Source organism: Shouchella shacheensis (assembly GCF_001484965.1).
GTDB lineage: Bacteria > Bacillota > Bacilli > Bacillales > Bacillaceae_D > Shouchella > Shouchella shacheensis.
In genome coordinates, this window is record NZ_KQ947396.1 from 1 (window position 1) to 18,635 (window position 18,635).

The 18,635-nt window shown below is 48.7% G+C and carries 18 protein-coding genes and 1 pseudogene; 1 reads left to right on the top strand and 18 read right to left on the bottom strand.

Annotated elements, in window-relative coordinates:
• Window positions 1-16: 16 nt before the first annotated feature.
• From AVZ68_RS04385 to rpoN, 10 genes and pseudogenes are all read right to left on the bottom strand, one after another.
• Window positions 17-499, bottom strand: coding sequence for a hypothetical protein (locus AVZ68_RS04385; RefSeq protein ID WP_059103320.1), 483 nt, complete (start codon window positions 497-499; stop codon window positions 17-19).
• Window positions 492-1,076, bottom strand: a pseudogene (locus tag AVZ68_RS04390) (UbiX family flavin prenyltransferase); the annotation flags it as partial. The gene AVZ68_RS04385 and the pseudogene AVZ68_RS04390, both read right to left, overlap by 8 nt.
• Window positions 1,077-1,219: 143 nt before the next feature.
• Complete coding sequence (gene eno / locus AVZ68_RS04395) at window positions 1,220-2,509, bottom strand: phosphopyruvate hydratase (protein WP_059103322.1); 1,290 nt, start codon at window positions 2,507-2,509, stop codon at window positions 1,220-1,222.
• A 16-nt stretch (window positions 2,510-2,525) separates the two neighbouring features.
• Complete coding sequence (gene gpmI / locus AVZ68_RS04400) at window positions 2,526-4,067, bottom strand: 2,3-bisphosphoglycerate-independent phosphoglycerate mutase (RefSeq protein ID WP_059103323.1); 1,542 nt, start codon at window positions 4,065-4,067, stop codon at window positions 2,526-2,528.
• The gene (gene tpiA / locus AVZ68_RS04405) at window positions 4,064-4,819 is read right to left on the bottom strand and encodes a triose-phosphate isomerase (RefSeq protein WP_059103324.1); all 756 of its coding nucleotides are present in this window, start codon (window positions 4,817-4,819) and stop codon (window positions 4,064-4,066) included. The genes gpmI and tpiA overlap by 4 nt, the downstream gene beginning before the upstream one ends.
• Before the next feature lie 19 nt (window positions 4,820-4,838).
• Entirely contained in the window at window positions 4,839-6,023 is a 1,185-nt protein-coding gene (locus AVZ68_RS04410) for a phosphoglycerate kinase (protein WP_059103325.1), read from the bottom strand.
• Between the two features lie 75 nt (window positions 6,024-6,098).
• Window positions 6,099-7,106, bottom strand: a complete 1,008-nt coding sequence (gap, locus tag AVZ68_RS04415; RefSeq protein WP_059103326.1) for a type I glyceraldehyde-3-phosphate dehydrogenase — start codon at window positions 7,104-7,106, stop codon at window positions 6,099-6,101.
• Between the two features lie 147 nt (window positions 7,107-7,253).
• The gene (locus tag AVZ68_RS04420; protein WP_157404572.1) at window positions 7,254-8,273 is read right to left on the bottom strand and encodes a sugar-binding transcriptional regulator; all 1,020 of its coding nucleotides are present in this window, start codon (window positions 8,271-8,273) and stop codon (window positions 7,254-7,256) included.
• Between the two features lie 124 nt (window positions 8,274-8,397).
• Entirely contained in the window at window positions 8,398-8,640 is a 243-nt protein-coding gene (locus AVZ68_RS04425) for a glutaredoxin family protein (protein ID WP_059103327.1), read from the bottom strand.
• Window positions 8,641-9,987, bottom strand: a complete 1,347-nt coding sequence (gene rpoN, locus AVZ68_RS04430; RefSeq protein ID WP_059103328.1) for an RNA polymerase factor sigma-54 — start codon at window positions 9,985-9,987, stop codon at window positions 8,641-8,643. It lies immediately after the preceding gene.
• A 346-nt stretch (window positions 9,988-10,333) separates the two neighbouring features.
• Between rpoN and clpP the strand changes: the two genes are divergently transcribed.
• Window positions 10,334-10,924 carry an ATP-dependent Clp endopeptidase proteolytic subunit ClpP gene (gene clpP / locus AVZ68_RS04435; protein WP_059103329.1) on the top strand — a complete coding sequence of 197 codons (591 nt, stop codon included), beginning with the start codon at window positions 10,334-10,336 and terminating at the stop codon, window positions 10,922-10,924.
• A 171-nt stretch (window positions 10,925-11,095) separates the two neighbouring features.
• Here the strand turns inward: clpP and AVZ68_RS04440 are convergent, their stop codons facing one another.
• The 8 genes from AVZ68_RS04440 to AVZ68_RS04475 all read right to left on the bottom strand — a co-directional run bounded on the left by AVZ68_RS04440 (window position 11,096) and on the right by AVZ68_RS04475 (window position 18,461).
• Window positions 11,096-11,353, bottom strand: a complete 258-nt coding sequence (locus AVZ68_RS04440) for an HPr family phosphocarrier protein (RefSeq protein ID WP_059103330.1) — start codon at window positions 11,351-11,353, stop codon at window positions 11,096-11,098.
• A 17-nt stretch (window positions 11,354-11,370) separates the two neighbouring features.
• Complete coding sequence (gene whiA, locus AVZ68_RS04445) at window positions 11,371-12,339, bottom strand: DNA-binding protein WhiA (protein ID WP_059103399.1); 969 nt, start codon at window positions 12,337-12,339, stop codon at window positions 11,371-11,373.
• A gap of 139 nt (window positions 12,340-12,478) precedes the next feature.
• Complete coding sequence (locus AVZ68_RS04450; protein WP_059103331.1) at window positions 12,479-13,441, bottom strand: gluconeogenesis factor YvcK family protein; 963 nt, start codon at window positions 13,439-13,441, stop codon at window positions 12,479-12,481.
• Window positions 13,438-14,331 (bottom strand): RNase adapter RapZ, encoded by an 894-nt coding sequence (gene rapZ / locus AVZ68_RS04455; RefSeq protein ID WP_082676298.1) that lies wholly within the window; start codon window positions 14,329-14,331, stop codon window positions 13,438-13,440. The genes AVZ68_RS04450 and rapZ overlap by 4 nt, the downstream gene beginning before the upstream one ends.
• Window positions 14,332-14,354: 23 nt before the next feature.
• The gene (locus AVZ68_RS04460) at window positions 14,355-14,822 is read right to left on the bottom strand and encodes an NUDIX hydrolase (protein ID WP_059103332.1); all 468 of its coding nucleotides are present in this window, start codon (window positions 14,820-14,822) and stop codon (window positions 14,355-14,357) included.
• 320 nt (window positions 14,823-15,142) lie between these two features.
• A complete protein-coding gene (gene guaC, locus AVZ68_RS04465) occupies window positions 15,143-16,126 on the bottom strand; it encodes a GMP reductase (protein ID WP_059103333.1) in 984 nt (327 codons plus the stop codon).
• A 253-nt stretch (window positions 16,127-16,379) separates the two neighbouring features.
• The gene (trxB, locus tag AVZ68_RS04470) at window positions 16,380-17,318 is read right to left on the bottom strand and encodes a thioredoxin-disulfide reductase (RefSeq protein WP_059103334.1); all 939 of its coding nucleotides are present in this window, start codon (window positions 17,316-17,318) and stop codon (window positions 16,380-16,382) included.
• Window positions 17,319-17,411: 93 nt separating this feature from the next.
• Window positions 17,412-18,461, bottom strand: a complete 1,050-nt coding sequence (locus AVZ68_RS04475; protein ID WP_059103335.1) for a tetratricopeptide repeat protein — start codon at window positions 18,459-18,461, stop codon at window positions 17,412-17,414.
• Window positions 18,462-18,635: the final 174 nt, after the last annotated feature.

The window sequence follows — 18,635 nt, forward strand, 5'->3', positions numbered from 1 at the left end:
CGAATTTCGGGGTGGATTATCTCGAAAAACATTCACTCTTCAGCGCTGCTTCCCCTTGAAGCTGATCGATCGTTCGTCGCCAGCGTTCAAGCTCCTTTTCCGGCTCATTTAATGAATAGTTTATCCCCGAGTGTAGCTGGGCATACGGCGCCACATCCTCTTTCACGCCTACGATGGTCCCCCGAAAGACATCTAGCTTCCCAGGGGTTTTCTTTTGGCTAAGTTTCAGACGGAGATCAAATGCCTTCCCTTCCAGCACGAGCATAAGCGTCGCTTTCCCTGTTCGCTTGATATTGTTTCCTGTTGTTGTCCCGGGCCAAAGGGTAAGCATCAGATGCTCCCCCTTTGCGATGACTTCCCCCACGCTAATCATGGCTTTATACGGCCAGCCGTCGTCCCCCACAGTCACAAGCAGCATCGCATCGTGTTGCTTGTCTTCAAGACGCTCGCCATCAAGAAACTGTCCAAGCACTTGTGGCAACACAACCGCTTCACTCATTGATATCCTCCCCCTTGCGAAGGCCGTCCCAGCGTCTCGCCTCTGGACGTTCGATCCCAAATTGATCCAGAGCACGGTACACAATATGATCCACAAGATCTTCAATCGTGTGCGGGCTATTATAGAACGCAGGCACCGGCGGAAACATCACCGCCCCCATTTTGGAGAGCTCAAGCATGTTTTCCAAATGAATCGTACTGAGGGGGTTCTCCCGTGTCATTAAGAGCAGCCGCTTCCGCTCCTTCATGATCACATCCGCCGCCCGTGAGACGAGGTTATCGGCAAGTCCAATCCGAATGGAGGCAAGCGTCTTCATGGAGCAAGGTGCGATGATCATTCCATCCACACGCATCGAGCCGCTCGATATCCGCGCCGCTTGATCATGGGGGGCGTACACATAGTCAGCCAAAGCCTCGACATCTCTGACCGTATAAGGCGTCTCGTGAGCAATCGTCACAGCCGCCCATTTTGAAGTAACCAGATGGGTTTCCACGCCCGCTTCTCTCAATATTTCAAGCATCCGGATCCCAAAAATCGCCCCCGTTGCACCGGTGATTCCTACAATTAGCTTCATTCTTGTACCGCTCCTAGTTGAAAGTCTATGCTTGTATTATACATGGAGAGAAGGAGCGGAGGAAAGCGGGAGGATACAGATGGATTCGTTTCCCTTTCCCCTTAAACAAAACCCCCACAGCACAAGCTGTGAGGGTTCCTATCTTCTTATTTACTCAAGTTGTAAAATGACTGTTTCCCTTGATACTGCGCAAGAGTTGCGAGCTCGTCTTCAATGCGTAGAAGTTGGTTGTACTTCGCTACGCGGTCGGTACGAGAAGGAGCGCCCGTCTTGATTTGACCTGCATTTGTCGCCACGGCGATGTCGGCGATCGTTGCGTCTTCGGTTTCGCCTGAGCGGTGCGAGATCACGGCTGTGTAGCCTGCACGTTTCGCCATTTCGATCGCGTCAAACGTTTCCGTAAGTGTTCCAATTTGGTTGACTTTGACGAGGATCGAGTTGCCAATGCCTTTTTCAATTCCCTCCGAGAGCTTCTTCGTATTGGTAACAAAAAGGTCATCACCAACAAGCTGGACTTTGTCGCCTAGGCGATCGGTAAGAAGTTTATGGCCCTCCCAGTCGTTCTCGTCAAGGCCATCTTCAATCGAAACAATCGGGTACTTGGAAACGAGGTCTTCATAGAAGGAGACCAGTTCCTCAGAAGAAAGCACTTTGCCTTCACCGGAGAGATGATACTTGCCGTCTTCTTTGTTGAACAACTCAGAAGATGCAACATCCATCGCAAGCTGCACTTGCTCTCCCGGCTGATAGCCGGCTTTCTCGATCGCTTCAATGATAGTAGATAGCGCTTCTTCGTTGGAGGAAAGGTTTGGCGCAAAGCCGCCCTCATCCCCTACGGCCGTGTTATAGCCCTTCGATTTTAGTACAGATTTGAGGTTGTGGAAAATTTCCGTGCCCATGCGAAGCGCTTCTTTGAAACTTTCTGCGCCCACAGGCATCACCATGAATTCTTGAATGTCGACGTTGTTATCGGCATGTTCCCCGCCGTTGATGATGTTCATCATCGGTACAGGAAGTTGCTTGGCATTAAAGCCGCCAAGGTACACGTAAAGCGGAAGGTCTAGAGCATTCGCGCCTGCTTGAGCAGCTGCCATGGAAACTCCAAGAATCGCGTTCGCGCCGAGGTTGCCTTTGTTTTCTGTACCATCGAGTTCGATCATCATATTGTCGATGCCGATTTGGTCGAGAACATTTTCGCCAATCAGTTCAGGGGCGATTTTTTCGTTTACATTGTCAACGGCCTGTGTAACGCCTTTGCCCATGTAGCGCTCGCCGCCGTCTCGTAGTTCAACCGCCTCGTATTCACCTGTAGAGGCACCGCTTGGGACGAGCGCGCGGCCCATGACACCTGATTCAAGATGGATTTCAACTTCAACGGTTGGGTTGCCGCGTGAGTCAAGGACTTCGCGTGCGTATACATCTGAAATAATGGTCATCGTTTCTGTCATCTCCTTAAGATTTATCTTTTAGTAAAGTCGTGCCAGTCATCTCTTTTGACTTTTTGCCGCCTAGTAGAGAAAGAACTGTTGGTGAAAGGTCGGCGAGTATTCCGTCCTCACGCAGTTCAGCTCCTTTTTCTGTCACAATCACAGGGACGATATTGGTGGTATGGGCGGTCATTGGATTGCCTTCAAGCGTAGTGACTTCATCCGCATTTCCGTGATCAGCGGTAATGACAGCAGCACCACCTTTCGCATGGATGGCATCCACAACTTTCCCAAGACACTCATCGACTGCTTCAATAGCTTTCATCGTTGGTTCAAGCTTTCCTGAATGGCCGACCATATCAGGATTTGCAAAGTTTAAGATGATCGCATCATGCTTGTCTGCTTCAATCTCCTTAAGCAACGCGTCCGTTACTTCATAGACACTCATCTCTGGTTGCAGGTCATAGGTGGCAACCTTCGGCGAATCAATCAGAATACGCTCTTCTCCCGGGTACGGGTCTTCACGTCCCCCGCTAAAGAAAAAGGTGACGTGCGGGTACTTTTCCGTCTCAGCAATTCGCAGCTGGGTAAAGTCTTGCTGTGCCAGTACTTCGCCAAGAGTATTGTCTAAGTTTGCTGGTTTGAAGGCCACGTAGCCATCGACCGTTTCACTAAATTTCGTCAGACAGACATAGTGGAGCCGCTTTGGCAATTTGCCTCCGCGGTCAAATCCACGAAAGTCCTCATTTGTGAACACTTGCGACATTTGAATGGCGCGGTCCGGTCGGAAGTTAAAGAAGATCACCGCGTCGTCGTCCTGCACCGTAGCTACAGGCGTTCCATCTTCTTTCGTGATCACGGAAGGAATCACAAACTCATCGAAGATTTCGTTCTTGTAGCTGTCTTCAAGCACTTCTACGCCGCTTTGATACGTAGGCCCTTCCCCGTAAACCATCGAACGGTACGATTTTTCAACTCGATCCCAGCGTTTGTCGCGGTCCATGGCATAGTAACGACCGTGCACAGTCGCCAATTCGCCAATGCCCAGCTCTTTAAATTTGTCTTCTAGCCCACGCACGTATACTTCTGCCGATGCGGGCCCAACGTCTCTTCCGTCAAGAAAGCCGTGGACGTAGACGCGCTCGACGCCTTTGTGTTTGGCGAGTTCAAGCAGCGCATACAAGTGATCAATATGGCTATGAATGCCGCCATCGGACAGAAGACCATACACATGGAGCGCAGACTGTTTTTCTTTCACATGCGCCATTGCTGAAAGAAAGGTTTCATTTTCGAAGAACTCTCCCTTGCGAATAGCTAAGTTCACACGCGTTAAACTTTGATAAACAATGCGACCGGCGCCAATGTTTAAGTGACCAACTTCCGAATTCCCCATTTGCCCTTTCGGTAGTCCTACGTTTTCACCGTCCGCCCGCAGCGTCGCATGAGGAAATTCGTTCCAGTAGCGGTCAAAGTTCGGCTTGTTGGCCTGGGCAACCGCATTGCCTTTTGTCTCTTCCCTCAGACCGAAGCCGTCGAGAATGATTAAGGCTACTGGCTTTTTACTCATTTTGCCGCCTCCACTAATTGGACAAACGAATCCGCCTCAAGGCTGGCTCCACCCACAAGGGCTCCGTCAATATCGGATTCAGCCATGTATTCGGCAATGTTTGCCGGCTTCACGCTGCCACCGTATTGAATCCGGACAGCATCTGCTGCTTCCTGTGAAACGTTTTCCGCTACGACTTTGCGAACGTGAGCGCATGCCACATTTGCGTCTTTCGCCGTTGACGATTTGCCTGTTCCGATCGCCCAGATCGGTTCGTAGGCAATTACGGTTTGCTTCACTTGCTCTTCTGTCAAGCCAGCAAGACCTTTCGTCACTTGCTCCCCGACAACGGCTTCCATTTTCCCAGATTCACGCTCTTCGTCTGTTTCCCCGCAGCACATAATGGGAACGAGATTGTGTTCATGCGATGCATGGACTTTCTTATTGACAGTCTCATCGGTTTCTGCGAACATTTCCCGCCGCTCGGAGTGACCGATGATTACATAGGTAACGTTCATGTCACTCAGGGCCACAGGACTTATTTCTCCGGTGAATGCCCCACTTCCTTCAAAGTGCATCGTTTGTGCGCCAACTTGAAGGTCTGTCCCTTTCGTCGCACTGACCAGGCTTTCGAGAAAAAGAGACGGCGCACAAACAACCGCGTCTGCCGCAGTGTTTGCGGGTACTTGTGTTTTTACTTTCTCGGTAAAGTCTTTCGCCTCACCGAGCGTCTTGTTCATCTTCCAGTTTCCTGCAATAATCGGTTTTCGCATCGAATTCACCTCGTTGTCCTTATTTTTCTGATAGAGCGACGACGCCTGGAAGTTCCTTGCCTTCCATGAACTCAAGGCTCGCGCCACCGCCTGTAGAAATATGGCTCATTTGATCGGCGAGACCAAATTTCTCAACAGCCGCCGCTGAGTCGCCGCCGCCAATCACAGAATACGTGTCGTTTGCTTCGGCCAGAGCATTCGCCACCGCTTTCGTGCCATTCGCAAAGGTGGATAGCTCAAACACGCCCATCGGTCCGTTCCAGATGACAAGCTTTGATTCTTTCACAACGTTCGTATATGTAACACGTGTTTTCGGACCAATGTCAAGCGCCTCCCAGTCAGAAGGAATCTCTGTAATCGCGACTTCTTTCGTGTTCGCATCCTCTGAAAAATCATCTGATACGATGACATCTTCAGGCATGTAGAACTTGACGCCTTTTTCCTTCGCTTTGTTCATAAACGTTTGCGCTAGCTCCACTTTGTCTTCTTCCAAAAGCGATTGGCCAATCTCATATCCTTGGGCCTTCACAAATGTGTACGCAAGGCCGCCGCCAATAATGAGGTTATCGACTTTATCGAGCAGGTGATCGATCACACCGATCTTGTCTTTAACTTTCGCTCCGCCGATGATCGCCGTAAACGGACGTTCCGGTTCTGCAAGAGCCTTTCCAAGTACTTCAAGCTCCTTCTCCATCAAGAACCCAGCCGCTGATGGAAGGTGATGCGCAATGCCTTCTGTTGAGGCATGGGCACGGTGAGCCGCACCGAAGGCATCATTAACATAGACATCGGCCAGCTCCGCGAATTCCTTTGCAAGTTCGGCATCGTTGTTTTCCTCTCCCGGATAGAAACGAACGTTTTCAAGAAGAAGAACATCGCCTTCTTGCAAGGACTCGGCCGCTTTTTTCGCCTCAGGCCCACGTGCCTCTTCGCATTGGGCGACATCTTTTCCAAGCAGTTCCGACAGGCGCTTGGCTACTGGCGTCAAACGCAGTTCTTCCACAACATTCCCTTTTGGGCGACCGAGGTGGCTCGCAAGAAGAACGCGGGCACCACTATCTGTAAGGTGCTTAATCGTCGGAAGCGCTGCTTGAATACGTGTCTCGTCCGTGATCTCGCCATCTTTCATTGGCACATTGAAGTCTACACGGCAAAAAACCGTCTTTCCCGCCCAATCATAGTCATGAAGGGTTTTCTTATTCATGAGGAAACCTCCTAGTATTACAGAGAGAGGAGGGAGGCCACGAGCCTTCCTCCTCCATTCACTGCATCTGTTCTATTATAGACCTTTGCTTGCAATGTAATCAACAAGGTCCACAACACGGTTCGAGAACCCGCTCTCGTTGTCATACCAAGAGATGACTTTCACCATGTTGCCTTCCATGACCATTGTCGACAGTCCATCAATGGTCGATGAATGTGGGTTGCCGTTGTAGTCTTGAGAGACAAGTGGGTCTTCTGAGTAAGCAAGCACGCCTTTAAGGTTGCCTTCCGCTGCTTCTTTAAACGCTGCGTTGACTTCTTCGGCTGTCACTTCTTTTTCAAGTTCAACCACAAGGTCGACTAGGGACACGTTTGGTGTTGGCACACGCATAGCCGCACCATTCAACTTCCCTTTAAGCTCAGGCAGTACAAGCGCCACTGCTTTTGCGGCCCCTGTGGAGGTAGGGATGATGTTCTCAGCTGCCGCACGCGCACGACGGTAGTCCTTATGAGGAAGGTCAAGAATTTGTTGGTCATTCGTGTACGAGTGAACCGTGTTCATAAGGCCACGACGGATGCCAAACTTGTCATTCAATACTTTCGCAAATGGAGACAAGCAGTTGGTTGTACAAGAAGCATTGGAGATGACATCGTGGTTGGCTGGATCGTACTTATCTTCATTTACGCCAACAACGACAGTAATGTCTTCATCTTTGGCTGGTGCGGAGATGATGACTTTTTTCGCACCTGCCTCGATGTGTTTAGCTGCATCCGCACGGTTTGTGAAGAAGCCCGTAGATTCAATCACGATGTCCACACCATGCTTGTCCCAGCCAATGTCTGCAGGGTTACGCTCTGCCGAAACGTGGATTTCTTGACCATCGACAACGAGCATGCTGTCTTTGGTTTCAATCGTTTCCTCAAGAACGCCGTGAACCGTGTCGTACTTGAGAAGATGCGCAAGCATGTTTGCATCTGTAAGGTCATTGATTGCAACAACCTCTACGTTTGGGTTTTTAAGAGCTGTACGAAAGACGTTACGTCCGATACGTCCGAATCCGTTAATACCAATTTTCGTTGCCATGTTTAAAATTCCTCCTGACAGAATTCTTTTATTAGAAAACTCGGTTGATCACTTACCGTGACAAGCCTAGTTTTTCTATGAAAGGGTAGATAAAGCCATTGTGCTCTGTCGCAGCTACGCTTTTGATGAAGGGCGTCTTGCCACCCACTACTGCACTAGCATGGCCTTCGCTGCGGCCTCGTCGGTGATAAGCACATCACTTGGCCGCTGTTGTTGCATGTAAGCGAGGATGGCTTCTGCTTTTGAATGGCCCCCCGCAATGGAAATGACATATTTGCCCTCTAGTTCATCAAGCTGCAACCCGATGGTTCGCTGTTTGTGAATAATGGTCCCCTTGGCGTTAAAGTAGTAACCAAACGCCTCTGCCACCGCTTTTTCCCGTCTCAGTTTGTCGATAAACAATTGATCCGAGTCGCGTCGAGCCGCCATGCGCTTGGCATCGCCTATGCCGTGGACCACGATGGACGTAGAAGCAATCAACTCTAGAATATCCCTTACAGAAGGCTCTAATACAAGGGACGTATAGGCATCTTCACTTAGCTGATCGGGGACGTGCAGTAGCCGATATGAAGCCCCGGTTCTGCGCGCAAATTCCGCGCTAACAGAATTGGCCTGAATCTCCACTTTCTCGCCCAACCCTCCTCGTGCCGGAACAACGGTCGTCGAAGCGAGCGTCCCATCAGGGGTCATTACGGAAGCCACCGCAGCAAGGGTCGTTCCTCCCATAACAGCAAGGACATCCCCTCGCTCGACCTGGCGCTTAATTTCAAGCGAACAAGCCCTGCCAAGCTCTTGCTTCACCCACTCGTTTTCGTCACTGTCTCCAGCGACGACGACAACGTTCTTGACTTGAAGCTTCTCTTCCAACTGCTCGGCCAGTTTCCTTAGGCCAAGAAGCTCACTCATCATTTCTTCCAGTGCTAGGAATATAGTTTCCCCTGAGTCTGAGATACTCATACCGGCGGTTGTAAATGTAATTAAGCCTTGTTGTTTAAGCAATGTCACTTCGCCACGGACAACGCGTTCCGATAGGTGCAGATTGTCAGCCAGGCTCCTTCGTCCAATCGGCTGCATCAACCTGACATACTGAAGCATTCGATACCGTTTCACCATCGTTTCCATCAATTCAGGCACAAGCTGTTTTTGCATATCAACAAGTTCGCTCACTCACAACACCTCCAAGGGAAAGGGACGTTTTTCGTCCACCATAGACATAATATGTCCCAAACAGAGCAAAAAAAATCACTTCCTGTACACAGTATAGCAAGGAAGTGATCCATGAACAAGGTATTTACTTTTGCTTCGCCAGAAAAGGCTCAAGCTTTTCGCGTGTGATCAGACCGTAATCAAGCTCCTTTCCTCCCGCAGTTATCACAGGAATCTTAAGCTGATACGCCTCGAGAAACTCTTCTTGCTCATAAATATCAACCGTCTCAATTCGAAACGAATAATCCGCCTGCAGCTCCTGTAAGACTTTATAGCCCTTCTCACAAAGAGGGCAGTTCTTTTTCGTATAAAACGTTAAACTGGACAATTACGACAACCTTTCTTCATATCGTTTACGCTTGGCTGAGGAGAGAATGCCAAGCTCATCTCTATACTTGGCGATGACCCTCCGAGAAAGAGAGAGGCCTTTTTCTTTCTCAAGCAGCGCCATGAGCTTTTGATCAGAGAGCGGCTTTGCTTTATTCTCTGCCTCAATCAATCCCTTTAACCACCCCTTTACTGTTTGGCTAGAGGCTGACGCCCAACCGGCCTTTCCGGAAATTGCTGAAGAGAAGAACGACTTTAATTCTATTAATCCTCTTGGCGTTTGCGCAAATTTGTTGGCGGTTGCCCTGCTGACGGTCGACTCATGCACCCCGATCTCTTCGGCAACCTCTCTTAATGTCAATGGCTTGAGAAGACCATTTTTGCTTGCGAGAAACTCATATTGATAACCCACCAGCACTTCAGCGACCTGACTGATCGTTTGCTGACGCTGAGCAAGGCTACGCTTTAGCCATTCGACTTGCTGACTTTTTTGCTTGGCATAAGCAGAAGCCTCTCTGTCACTGCTTTTGAGGATCTGTTCATACATCGTATTTAGTTCAATGGCCGGTAATACATCGTCAAAGATCGTCACGGCTAGCGACCCATCTTCCTTACAGCTAATGCTTAAATCAGGTTCAACAAACAGCGTAGGCTCGTTTGAATACCTTGAGCCCGGTCGTGGGTCGAGTAGTTGAATGTCGTCATAAATCAGCTGGATTTCCGAAATGTCCACGTCGTATTTAGCGGCGAGGTCCTTCCATCTTCTGAGGGCGAGCTCCTCCATATGAAGCATCACAATTTGCTCCGCCAACCAGTTGCGCCAAGGCTTCCGCTTGAGTTGCAGCAGCAAACACTCCCCTAGAGTCCTCGCACCTACCCCGGCAGGGTCTAGTGTCTGAAGCAGGGCGAGAAGCCTTTCCCCTTCGGCTATGGTCAGACCCCTTTCCTCACAAACGTCCGCTAGCGGTCGCTCCAAATAGCCATCCTCGCGCAGGCTTCCTATTAAGTATGTTAAATGAGCCGTATCGGTCTTATTGCCCGTTATGTCGGTCAGTTGAGCGACTAGTACATCCGTGAGGCTTTCCTTGACCGCTGACGTATTTTCAAGGGCCGTATGCTTTTCATCACTTGTCAGCCGTGATCCTTGCTGACGGCCAATATGAGATTCACGAAGGCGTGTTAAGGGACTCTTTCGTTCTTTCACTTCCAAAAGCGGATTCTCAAGCGCTTGTTCTTCAATATAGGCCGCCACGTCCGTGCTTGAATATTGGAGCAAATGGATGGCCTGCCTAAGTTCCTGCGTCATCACCAGGCTTGTTGTTTGTTGCTGAAAAAGACCTACCTCCATAAGCCTCCCCTCCTCTTTACATGATAGCATACGTTTAGTCTTTTGTGTGGAAGCGTTTACTTTTTTCATTTGTATGTTTGTTTTTCCCTTTTTAGTTCTTAAAATTGCCGTGCTATGGATCAGGTTGCCTTTCCCTTGTCTTTCCTCACTCGTAATGATAGGTTTACGAAAGATGGAATTCGGTTATGATGAAAGCAGGGTTTTTCGCCCCCTATGCGGAATAGTACATAGAAGTCGAGGAGTTCTCATTTGACCTTCTTTGACCTATTAGGTATGATGTACATACAGACAGCTTGCAGCTCCATCCGCAAGCATGCCAATTTGAATTTTTGAGGAGGAATACGAAGTGAATTTAATTCCTACAGTTATTGAACAAACCAACCGCGGTGAGCGTGCGTATGACATTTACTCCCGTCTTTTGAAAGATCGAATCATCATGCTCGGAAGCGGCATTGACGATAATGTCGCCAACTCAATCGTTGCACAGCTCCTGTTCTTGCAAGCCGAAGACCCAGAGAAAGACATCTCTCTTTACATCAACTCTCCAGGTGGTTCCATTACCGCTGGGATGGCGATTTATGACACGATGCAGTTCATTAAGCCAGATGTGTCGACTATCTGCATCGGCATGGCTGCTTCCATGGGATCATTCTTGCTCACGGCTGGAGCAGAAGGCAAACGTATGGCGCTGCCGAATAGTGAAGTCATGATTCACCAACCGCTTGGCGGGATGCAAGGACAGGCGGCCGACATGGAAATTCACGCACGTCGGATCATTGAAATGCGTCACAAATTAAACGAGATCTATGCTAAACGCACAGGCCAACCAATTGAAGTGATTGCCAAAGATACCGATCGCGACAATTTCTTCACAGCGGATGCAGCCAAAGAGTACGGTCTAATTGACAAGGTGATTGAAACAGCGTCTGCTAAATAACGAAAAGCGCAGGCGGGTGGTCTAGAAGCGCGAATTTTGGAAGGCCTACACGAAAAATCCCGATTTTGGATTTTCGGGCAGGACTGAAAAATCTCGACGCTTCTACCCGCTGGAGCTGACTGAGAAAGGCCCTTGAGACTTTGATCGTCTCAAGGGCCTTTCTTTTTTCTCTCAGTCGTCGTTCTCGATATAAGCCGCAAGCGTGTCCATCGCTTCCTGCTCGTCATGTCCTTCGGTGACAAGAATGATCACCGATTCTCTTCCGACAGCAAGGCTCATCAACCCCATAATGCTTTTGGCATTCACTTTGGAATCATCTTTTAAGATATACACATTGGATGAAAAGCGATTCGCTTCCTGCACAAACATGGCCGCTGGCCTCGCTTGTAGGCCGCTTTTCAACTTTACCGTCACCTCTTTTTCCAACATCCCTTCTCCTCCTTCTTTTAGTCGCCTTTGATTTTTGCGTGCTCGTCAAAGGTTCCATTGCGAAGCTTATCCGCAAGCTCATCAATTTTTCTTAGGCGGTGGTTAATGCCTGACTTACTCACCTTTCCACCTTCCATCATCTCACCTAGCTCCTTCAGGGTCACGTCTTGGTGCTTGACGCGCAGCTCGGCAATTTCCCTCAGCTTAGGTGGCAAATGCTGAAGTCCGAGTGTACGATCGACAAAGCGTATATTCTCTACTTGCCTGAGGGCTGCCCCGACCGTTTTATTTAAGTTGGCCGTCTCACAGTTCACGAGCCGGTTGACGGAATTGCGCATGTCTTTCATAATGCGCACATCCTCAAAATAAAGGAGGGCCTGATGCGCGCCAATAATATTGAGAAACTCTGTGATTTTCTCACTTTCTTTCATGTAGGTGATAAATCCTTTTTTGCGTTCAAGCGTTTTCGCTGAGAGTCCGTACTCATTCGTTAATTCACATAGTGACGCATTGTGTTCCTCATATAGAGAGAAAATCTCCAAATGATAAGAGGATGTCTCCGGATGATTAATCGATCCACCAGCAAGGAAAGCACCACGCAAATACGCTCGTTTGCAACAAGACTTCTGAGTAATTTCCTTTGAAATGGAGCGCGTAAAATGAAAGCCCTCTCCCATGATTTTCAATTCCTCCAACAGCATTCTTGCTTCAGCAGAAATACGCACAAGGTAAACATTGTTCTTTTTCAAACGCATTTTTTTTCGCACAAGAAGCTCAAGGTGGATCGTGGGAAAGAGATGCTTGATTAATGTGTAAATGCGCCTAGCAATCGCTGCGTTTTCAGTTGTGACATCGAGTCCGAGTTGCTGATTGCCAAATGAGAGCGATCCGTTCATTCGAATCAGCGCAGACAGTTCCGCTCGTCCACAGCAAGAGCTAATCTCCAACTGAGTCAATTCTTTTTTGGCGCTAGCTGCAAATGACACGCCCCTCATCCTTTCTTTTAGAGGAGGTTCAAAACGTCCGGGAAAAAAGCTGTCGAAGCTCTTTTTGTCCTCTTTTTTGAACCCTAGTTTCGGTAAAGTGAGCTCGGGGGCACTCACCTTCACCGTTTCAAGTGCCCACTTAAATGTTTGTTGCCTGTCTGGCGATCGCGAGCAGTGCCTGCGAGACTTTCATCGCATCATGGCGAAGCTTGTGATCGGCTTCTGTAATAAAGTGATCACAGATCAGCGAGACTCCTAATGCCCGCAAGCGCTCTTCATCAACAATAACGGGTTCCGACCTCTCCTCTTCGTATCTCTCCAGAAGCGCAGCAGAAATCGTCGCGCCATTGACAAGCACATGATCCACAAGCCCTTCTCCGCAATGCTGCGTCAGGCCGATCAGATGGTCGCTTGCCGTATAGCCGTCCGTTTCCCCTGCTTGTGTCATCGCGTTGCAAATGTACGCTTTCTGTGCTCGAGAGCCGCGAATCGCTTCAACAATCCCGGGCACAAGCAAATTTGGCAAAACACTTGTATAAAGACTCCCTGGGCCGAGAACAATCAAATCCGCTTCGGCAATAGCCTCAAGGCTTTCCGGTAATGGCGTGATGTAATCTGGTGTCAAGAATACACGCTTGATTCCCTTTAGTGAAAGCGGGATTTGTGATTCTCCAGAAACCATCGATCCATCCACCATTTCCGCGTGCAGTTCAATGCTCTCATTGGCTGCGGGCAGTACGCGACCACATACATTCAACACGCGGCTTATCGCCGCAATTCCTTGCTGAAAATCTCCGGTGATGGACGTCATCCCAGCCAGCAGCAAATTGCCAAGCGAATGACCGCTCAGTCCCTCCCCACCTTCAAAACGGTGCTGAAACAGCTCCTCCACGAGAGGTTCGACTTCTGCAAGTGCCACAAGAACGTTTCGCACATCCCCGGGCGGCGGAATCGCAAGCTCTTTTCGCAAAATTCCAGAGCTGCCCCCATCGTCAGCAACGGTCACTAGCGCCGTAATCTCGACCGGAAACGTCTTAAGACCCCGCAGAATGACGGAAAGACCTGTCCCTCCTCCTATGACGACAACTTTTGGCCTACTCAAGACCGAATCACTCGCTTCTCAATATCCCGGTGACTCGCAATGGTCCGGTACTCTTTTTGATAGAGGTTGGATAGATACTCTGCTAACGTCACAGAGCGATGCTGGCCTCCAGTACAGCCAATTCCAATCACGAGTTGACTCTTGCCTTCGCGCTTATAATGAGGAAGCATATAGCTCAGTAAATCCGTCAGCTTTTCTATAAACTGCTGCGTTTCTTTCCACTTCAGGACGTAAGAGGAAACTTCCTTCTCCAGTCCGGTTTTAGGTTTCAAGTGGCCGATATAATGTGGATTTGGTAAGAAGCGCACATCGAACACGAGATCCGCATCTATTGGAATTCCGTATTTAAAGCCAAATGAAAGAAAGTGTACGGCAAAGGAATGACTTTCCTTTGTCGCGAAGCGTTGAATGATTTTTTCTCTCAGCTGCTTCGGCTTTAAATCCGTCGTGTCCACAATTTGCTGGGCGCGCCCCTTCATTTCTTCGAGCAGCCCCCGTTCCTTACGAATCCCCTCAAGAGGGAGGCCGTTTTTAGCAAGTGGATGGGTGCGACGCGTTTCCTTGTAGCGTTGCACAAGTTTGGCATCTTTCGCGTCCAAAAAAAGAATTTGCACCTTCAAGTTGTTTTTCGTATGGTCATTGATTGTATCAATCGCTTCAAAGAGTTCATTAAAAAACGATTGACCGCGCAAATCTATGACAAGGGCGACTTTATCAAACTTATCGCTCCCGCCCTCAATCAGCTCCACAAATTTCGGCATTAACGCTGGGGGCAAGTTATCGACACAGTAAAAACCTAAGTCTTCAAAGCTTTGCACGGCCACGGTCTTCCCCGCGCCCGACATCCCCGTAATGATAACAATGTCGACTTCATTTTTCGTTGCACTCACGTTTGCTCACCTTCTCTCTAGCTCTAGTTACTAGGGTCCGGATCAAGACGGTAAGACATCAGCTGATAGTCCTCCGTATAATACACGGTTCCGTACATGAGCCCTTTTTTGTTTAACACGTGATCAAACAAGAAGCGATCTCCGTCCGCCATCGGCAGTTGGAGGATATCCTTATTATTCTGCCAGCTTATAAACCCTTCCGGTGATTCGCTTAACATTTCTCCACTATATGCGCTCGCTTGAAACGTAAACATCATCCACTCGTTTGTAATCGTTTGGTTATTCATAATGACGACAGACGTCACAGCACGGAGCTCCGGCTGTTCAATCTGCAAGCCAGTTTCTTCGCGAAATTCACGGGTCACGGATTCTTTAACGGATTCAGTCTCCTCCATCTTCCCTCCAGGGGCTACCCACCACCCGCGGCTTGGCTTTTGCAAGAGCAAACAGCTGTCTTCTTTGGTTAACACACAGTTTGTAATTCTTTGCACAGAGCTCACCTCGCGTTCCTAATTCTATAGTATACAATTAAATGGCTGAAGCGACAATGAAAAGGGAAGGTTCGCCTCTACCCGTCGGAGCTAGACAATCCGAAATGCGCAGGCGGGTCGCTACCCATCGGAGCTAGACAATACCGAAATGCGCAGGCGGGTCGAACAGAAGCGCGAATTTTGGAGACCTGACAAAAGAAATCCCGCTTTTGGATTTCGTTGTCAGGGCGAAAAATCTCGACGCTTCTAGCCGTCGGAGCTAGACAAAAAAAGGGCGAGCAAGTACAAAGTACCCACTCGCCTAGCTATGAAAGATACCCTTAATACACCTTATCCCCGTTAAAGATGGAATTCTTCACAATCACATAATCGACGTTGCGAATGGCTTCCAGCTTGGCTCCCCCGGCATAGGAAATAGAGGACTGAAGATCTTGCTCCATTTCTTTAAGCGTATCTTCCAACGCTCCTTTATGCTCAACAAACATTTTTTTGCCTTCCACGTTTCGCTTTTCGCCTTTTTGAAATTCAGAGGCGGAACCAAAATACTCTTTATAGAGCTTGCCCTCTTTTTTCGTGGTTTCTCCTGGAGATTCTTCGTGTCCAGCAAATAAGGAACCAATCATGACCATGGAGGCGCCAAATCGAATCGATTTGGCGATGTCACCGTGGGTCCGAATCCCACCGTCGGCGATAATCGGCTTGCTTGCTGCTTTTGCGCACCAACGCAACGCAGCTAGTTGCCAGCCACCTGTACCAAATCCGGTTTTAATCTTCGTGATGCAAACTTTTCCCGGTCCAATCCCTACTTTTGTGGCATCCGCACCCGCATGCTCCAATTCTCTTACGGCTTCTGGCGTGCCGACATTCCCTGCGATCACAAAACTCTCAGGCAAGTGTTTTTTGATATGCTGAACCATTTCGATCACGGCATTGGAATGGCCATGGGCAATATCAATCGTAATGTATTCCGGCGAGAGTTCTTCAGCAGATAATTGTTGAATGAATCCGTATTCATCTTCTTTGACTCCAACACTGATCGAAGCGATGAAGCCCCGTGATTTCATGTCTTTCACAAAGGATAAGCGCTTCTCTGGCTCAAAACGATGCATCACGTAGAAGTACCCATTTTCCGCTAAGTATAGGGCAATGTTTTCGTCTATAATCGTCTGCATGTTTGCAGGCACAACAGGTAGCTTAAAGGTATGCCCGCCTAAGGTCACCGTTGTATCACACTCTGAGCGGCTGTTCACCACACATTTTGCAGGAATTAATTGAATATCTTCATAATCAAACGCATTCTCCATACCATGACACCCCTAAAAACGAATATTTATTTTCATATAAATATAATTGTTCGTCCATGAGATAATATACACGATTTTTAGGTGGGTGTCAAAGGGATGTTCTGCCGGAGCTAGACAAAAAAAGGGCGCGGACTCCATCTATCGTCCGCGCCAATATATAAAAAAAGGGGGTCAATTACTTAGTTTCTAATTATATACGTCCGATGTTTCACCTTTGTTACAGTCCCGTTAAAAACTGATGACGGTTCTCCCTTTACACTTTCTCCACCAGATTCTCTAGATAATGTTGAACGTTTTGCGCAGCAAGAGACCCATCGCCCGTAGCAGTGACGATTTGGCGAAGCGATTTTTCACGAAGATCCCCTGCGGCATAAATGCCAGGAACTTTTGTGGCCATTTCTTCATCCGTAACCACATAACCTTCTTCATTCGTAATGCCTAATCCCTGAACACTTTCATTCAACGGAAGCATGCCAATGTAAACGAAGACCCCGTCCGCAGTAAAGTTGGTTTCCTCACCGTTTGCCGTGTCTTTCAAGCTCACACTGCCCACTTTCCCGTCTTTTTCGTTGATTTCCGTGACTACTTTGTTCCAGATAAAGTCGACCTTATCGTTATTAAAGGCACGGTCCTGAAGGATCTTCTGTGCTCTGAGCTGATCGCGACGGTGAATGACCGTCACTTTGGAAGCAAAACGCGTTAAGTAAACGGCCTCTTCAACGGCGGAATCTCCTCCCCCAATAACGACCAATTCTTTCCCCTTAAAGAAAGCCCCGTCGCAAACCGCGCAGTAGGAAACACCTCGTCCCCCAAGCTCCTGCTCGCCAGGGATGCCAAGTTTTTTATACTCCGCCCCAGTCGCTACAATCACGGAACGGGCCCGAAATGCTTTTGTTCCTGCTAGAACCTTTTTGGTGTCGCCCTCGTCTATGATTTCTTTAATATCTCCATAGGCATATTCCGCGCCAAATTTCTTGGCATGTTCAAACATTTTATTGGAGAGATCCGGGCCTAAAATATGGTCAAACCCTGGGTAGTTTTCCACCTCTTCCGTATTGGCCATTTGTCCGCCAGGCATCCCACGTTCTACCATCAGTGTGCTCAAATTGGCACGGGAAGTGTAGACGGCAGCAGTCATTCCTGCTGGACCGGCGCCAGCAATAATCACATCATATATCGTTTCTTCAGTCACTCGTAACACTCCTTACCCCAATATCAGAAAACCATTCGCGTCTTATTGCACATTTATCGTAGCGAATTTCACAACCGCTGTCTAATGTTCTGCTTATGAGCTTTTCGTCGAAAACAACGAATACGTGACCTGCGCGAATCGCCCGTTTTCAATATCACTGATATGCTGCTTTGCTCGTTCGTCCCCAAGGTTCACGGCCATCTGCAAGTAAGCCGTTGCCGCCTTGGAGTCGCCTGTATGGAAGCATGCTACTCCGTAACAACGCAAGAGATCGGCATCTTCGAGAGCCCGGCGAAGCCTGCGGTCCTTGCGCCTAGCAAGCACTACCTGGTATTCCCCAAGCGCACAAAGCACCACTGTGACGCGAACGGCATGGTCGACATCCATCGGCACGACCGACGTAAGCGTTTTGCGATACCACTCTACCTGTTTAGCATTGCCCATTTTCAAATGAAATAGTGCTAAATTACAACGAGCAAGCAAATTTCCAGGGTCTCCTTCTAACACCTGGTTGGAAATGGAAAAAGCTAGCTCTGGCTTGCCCGAACGAAACTGCGCTTCCGCTAAATGGTTATGAGCCGCCCAGCAATCGGGATAGTTTTCCACGATCTCATCGAGGAGAGGAAGAGCTAAGTGAAGTTCGTCGGCACGCAAATGACGACGTGCTCGCTCATGTTCTCTCAGAAAGTCTTCCACATCCTCAAGAGGTTCCTTCTCTTCCTCCTCATCTTCCTCAAAGAGTTCAAGAAGCTCCCTTGCTTCAGTAGCAAACTGCCCGTCCGGTTCAAGTTGCAGGTACTGTTTAGCCTGCTTCTCAGCCTTGTGGAAATCCCCAAGATACACTTCGTTATTGGCAAGCAAAAAGTAGCATAGAGGCTGAGAGTCTCCGCTTGTGCGTAACACGTCTTCTAAAATCATATTGGAACGTTCGTATTCTTCGAGTTCCGAAAGAACCGCTGCTAACTGAATATGAAAAATAGGCTCCGTCGACGTGAGCTTGACGGCGCGTTCCAAGAGCTTGACCGCCCGACCAAGATGTTTTTTTTGAAAGGCTTTGAGTCCGCGATTGAAAAAGTAGTCGCCACTCTGATAAAAGGGTATGAGGTTTTGTTTCTCTTGTTGTGGCTCTTTTCTTCCGTTCATGAAGCTGTCCCTCCAGCTGTCTAATCCTATCGTTCAGTATACAACAAACGCTTGGCGTATGGGGGAGTTGGAAAATAAAAAGTGGTGAAAAATTTAGCGTTCGGTTAAGGTGAGGGTAGATAGAATCGAGGAGAGACGGAGGAGGCGGCTTAGAGGACGCACTTTTCGTGTGGT

Coding starts and splice junctions, on each gene's coding strand:
- AVZ68_RS04385 (WP_059103320.1), bottom strand. CDS start 499: ATGAGTGAAGCGGTTGTGTTGCCACAAGTGCTTGGACAGTTTCTTGAT.
- eno (WP_059103322.1), bottom strand. CDS start 2,509: ATGACCATTATTTCAGATGTATACGCACGCGAAGTCCTTGACTCACGC.
- gpmI (WP_059103323.1), bottom strand. CDS start 4,067: ATGAGTAAAAAGCCAGTAGCCTTAATCATTCTCGACGGCTTCGGTCTG.
- tpiA (WP_059103324.1), bottom strand. CDS start 4,819: ATGCGAAAACCGATTATTGCAGGAAACTGGAAGATGAACAAGACGCTC.
- AVZ68_RS04410 (WP_059103325.1), bottom strand. CDS start 6,023: ATGAATAAGAAAACCCTTCATGACTATGATTGGGCGGGAAAGACGGTT.
- gap (WP_059103326.1), bottom strand. CDS start 7,106: ATGGCAACGAAAATTGGTATTAACGGATTCGGACGTATCGGACGTAAC.
- rpoN (WP_059103328.1), bottom strand. CDS start 9,987: ATGGAGGTAGGTCTTTTTCAGCAACAAACAACAAGCCTGGTGATGACG.
- AVZ68_RS04440 (WP_059103330.1), bottom strand. CDS start 11,353: ATGTTGGAAAAAGAGGTGACGGTAAAGTTGAAAAGCGGCCTACAAGCG.
- guaC (WP_059103333.1), bottom strand. CDS start 16,126: ATGGAGAATGCGTTTGATTATGAAGATATTCAATTAATTCCTGCAAAA.
- AVZ68_RS04475 (WP_059103335.1), bottom strand. CDS start 18,461: ATGAACGGAAGAAAAGAGCCACAACAAGAGAAACAAAACCTCATACCC.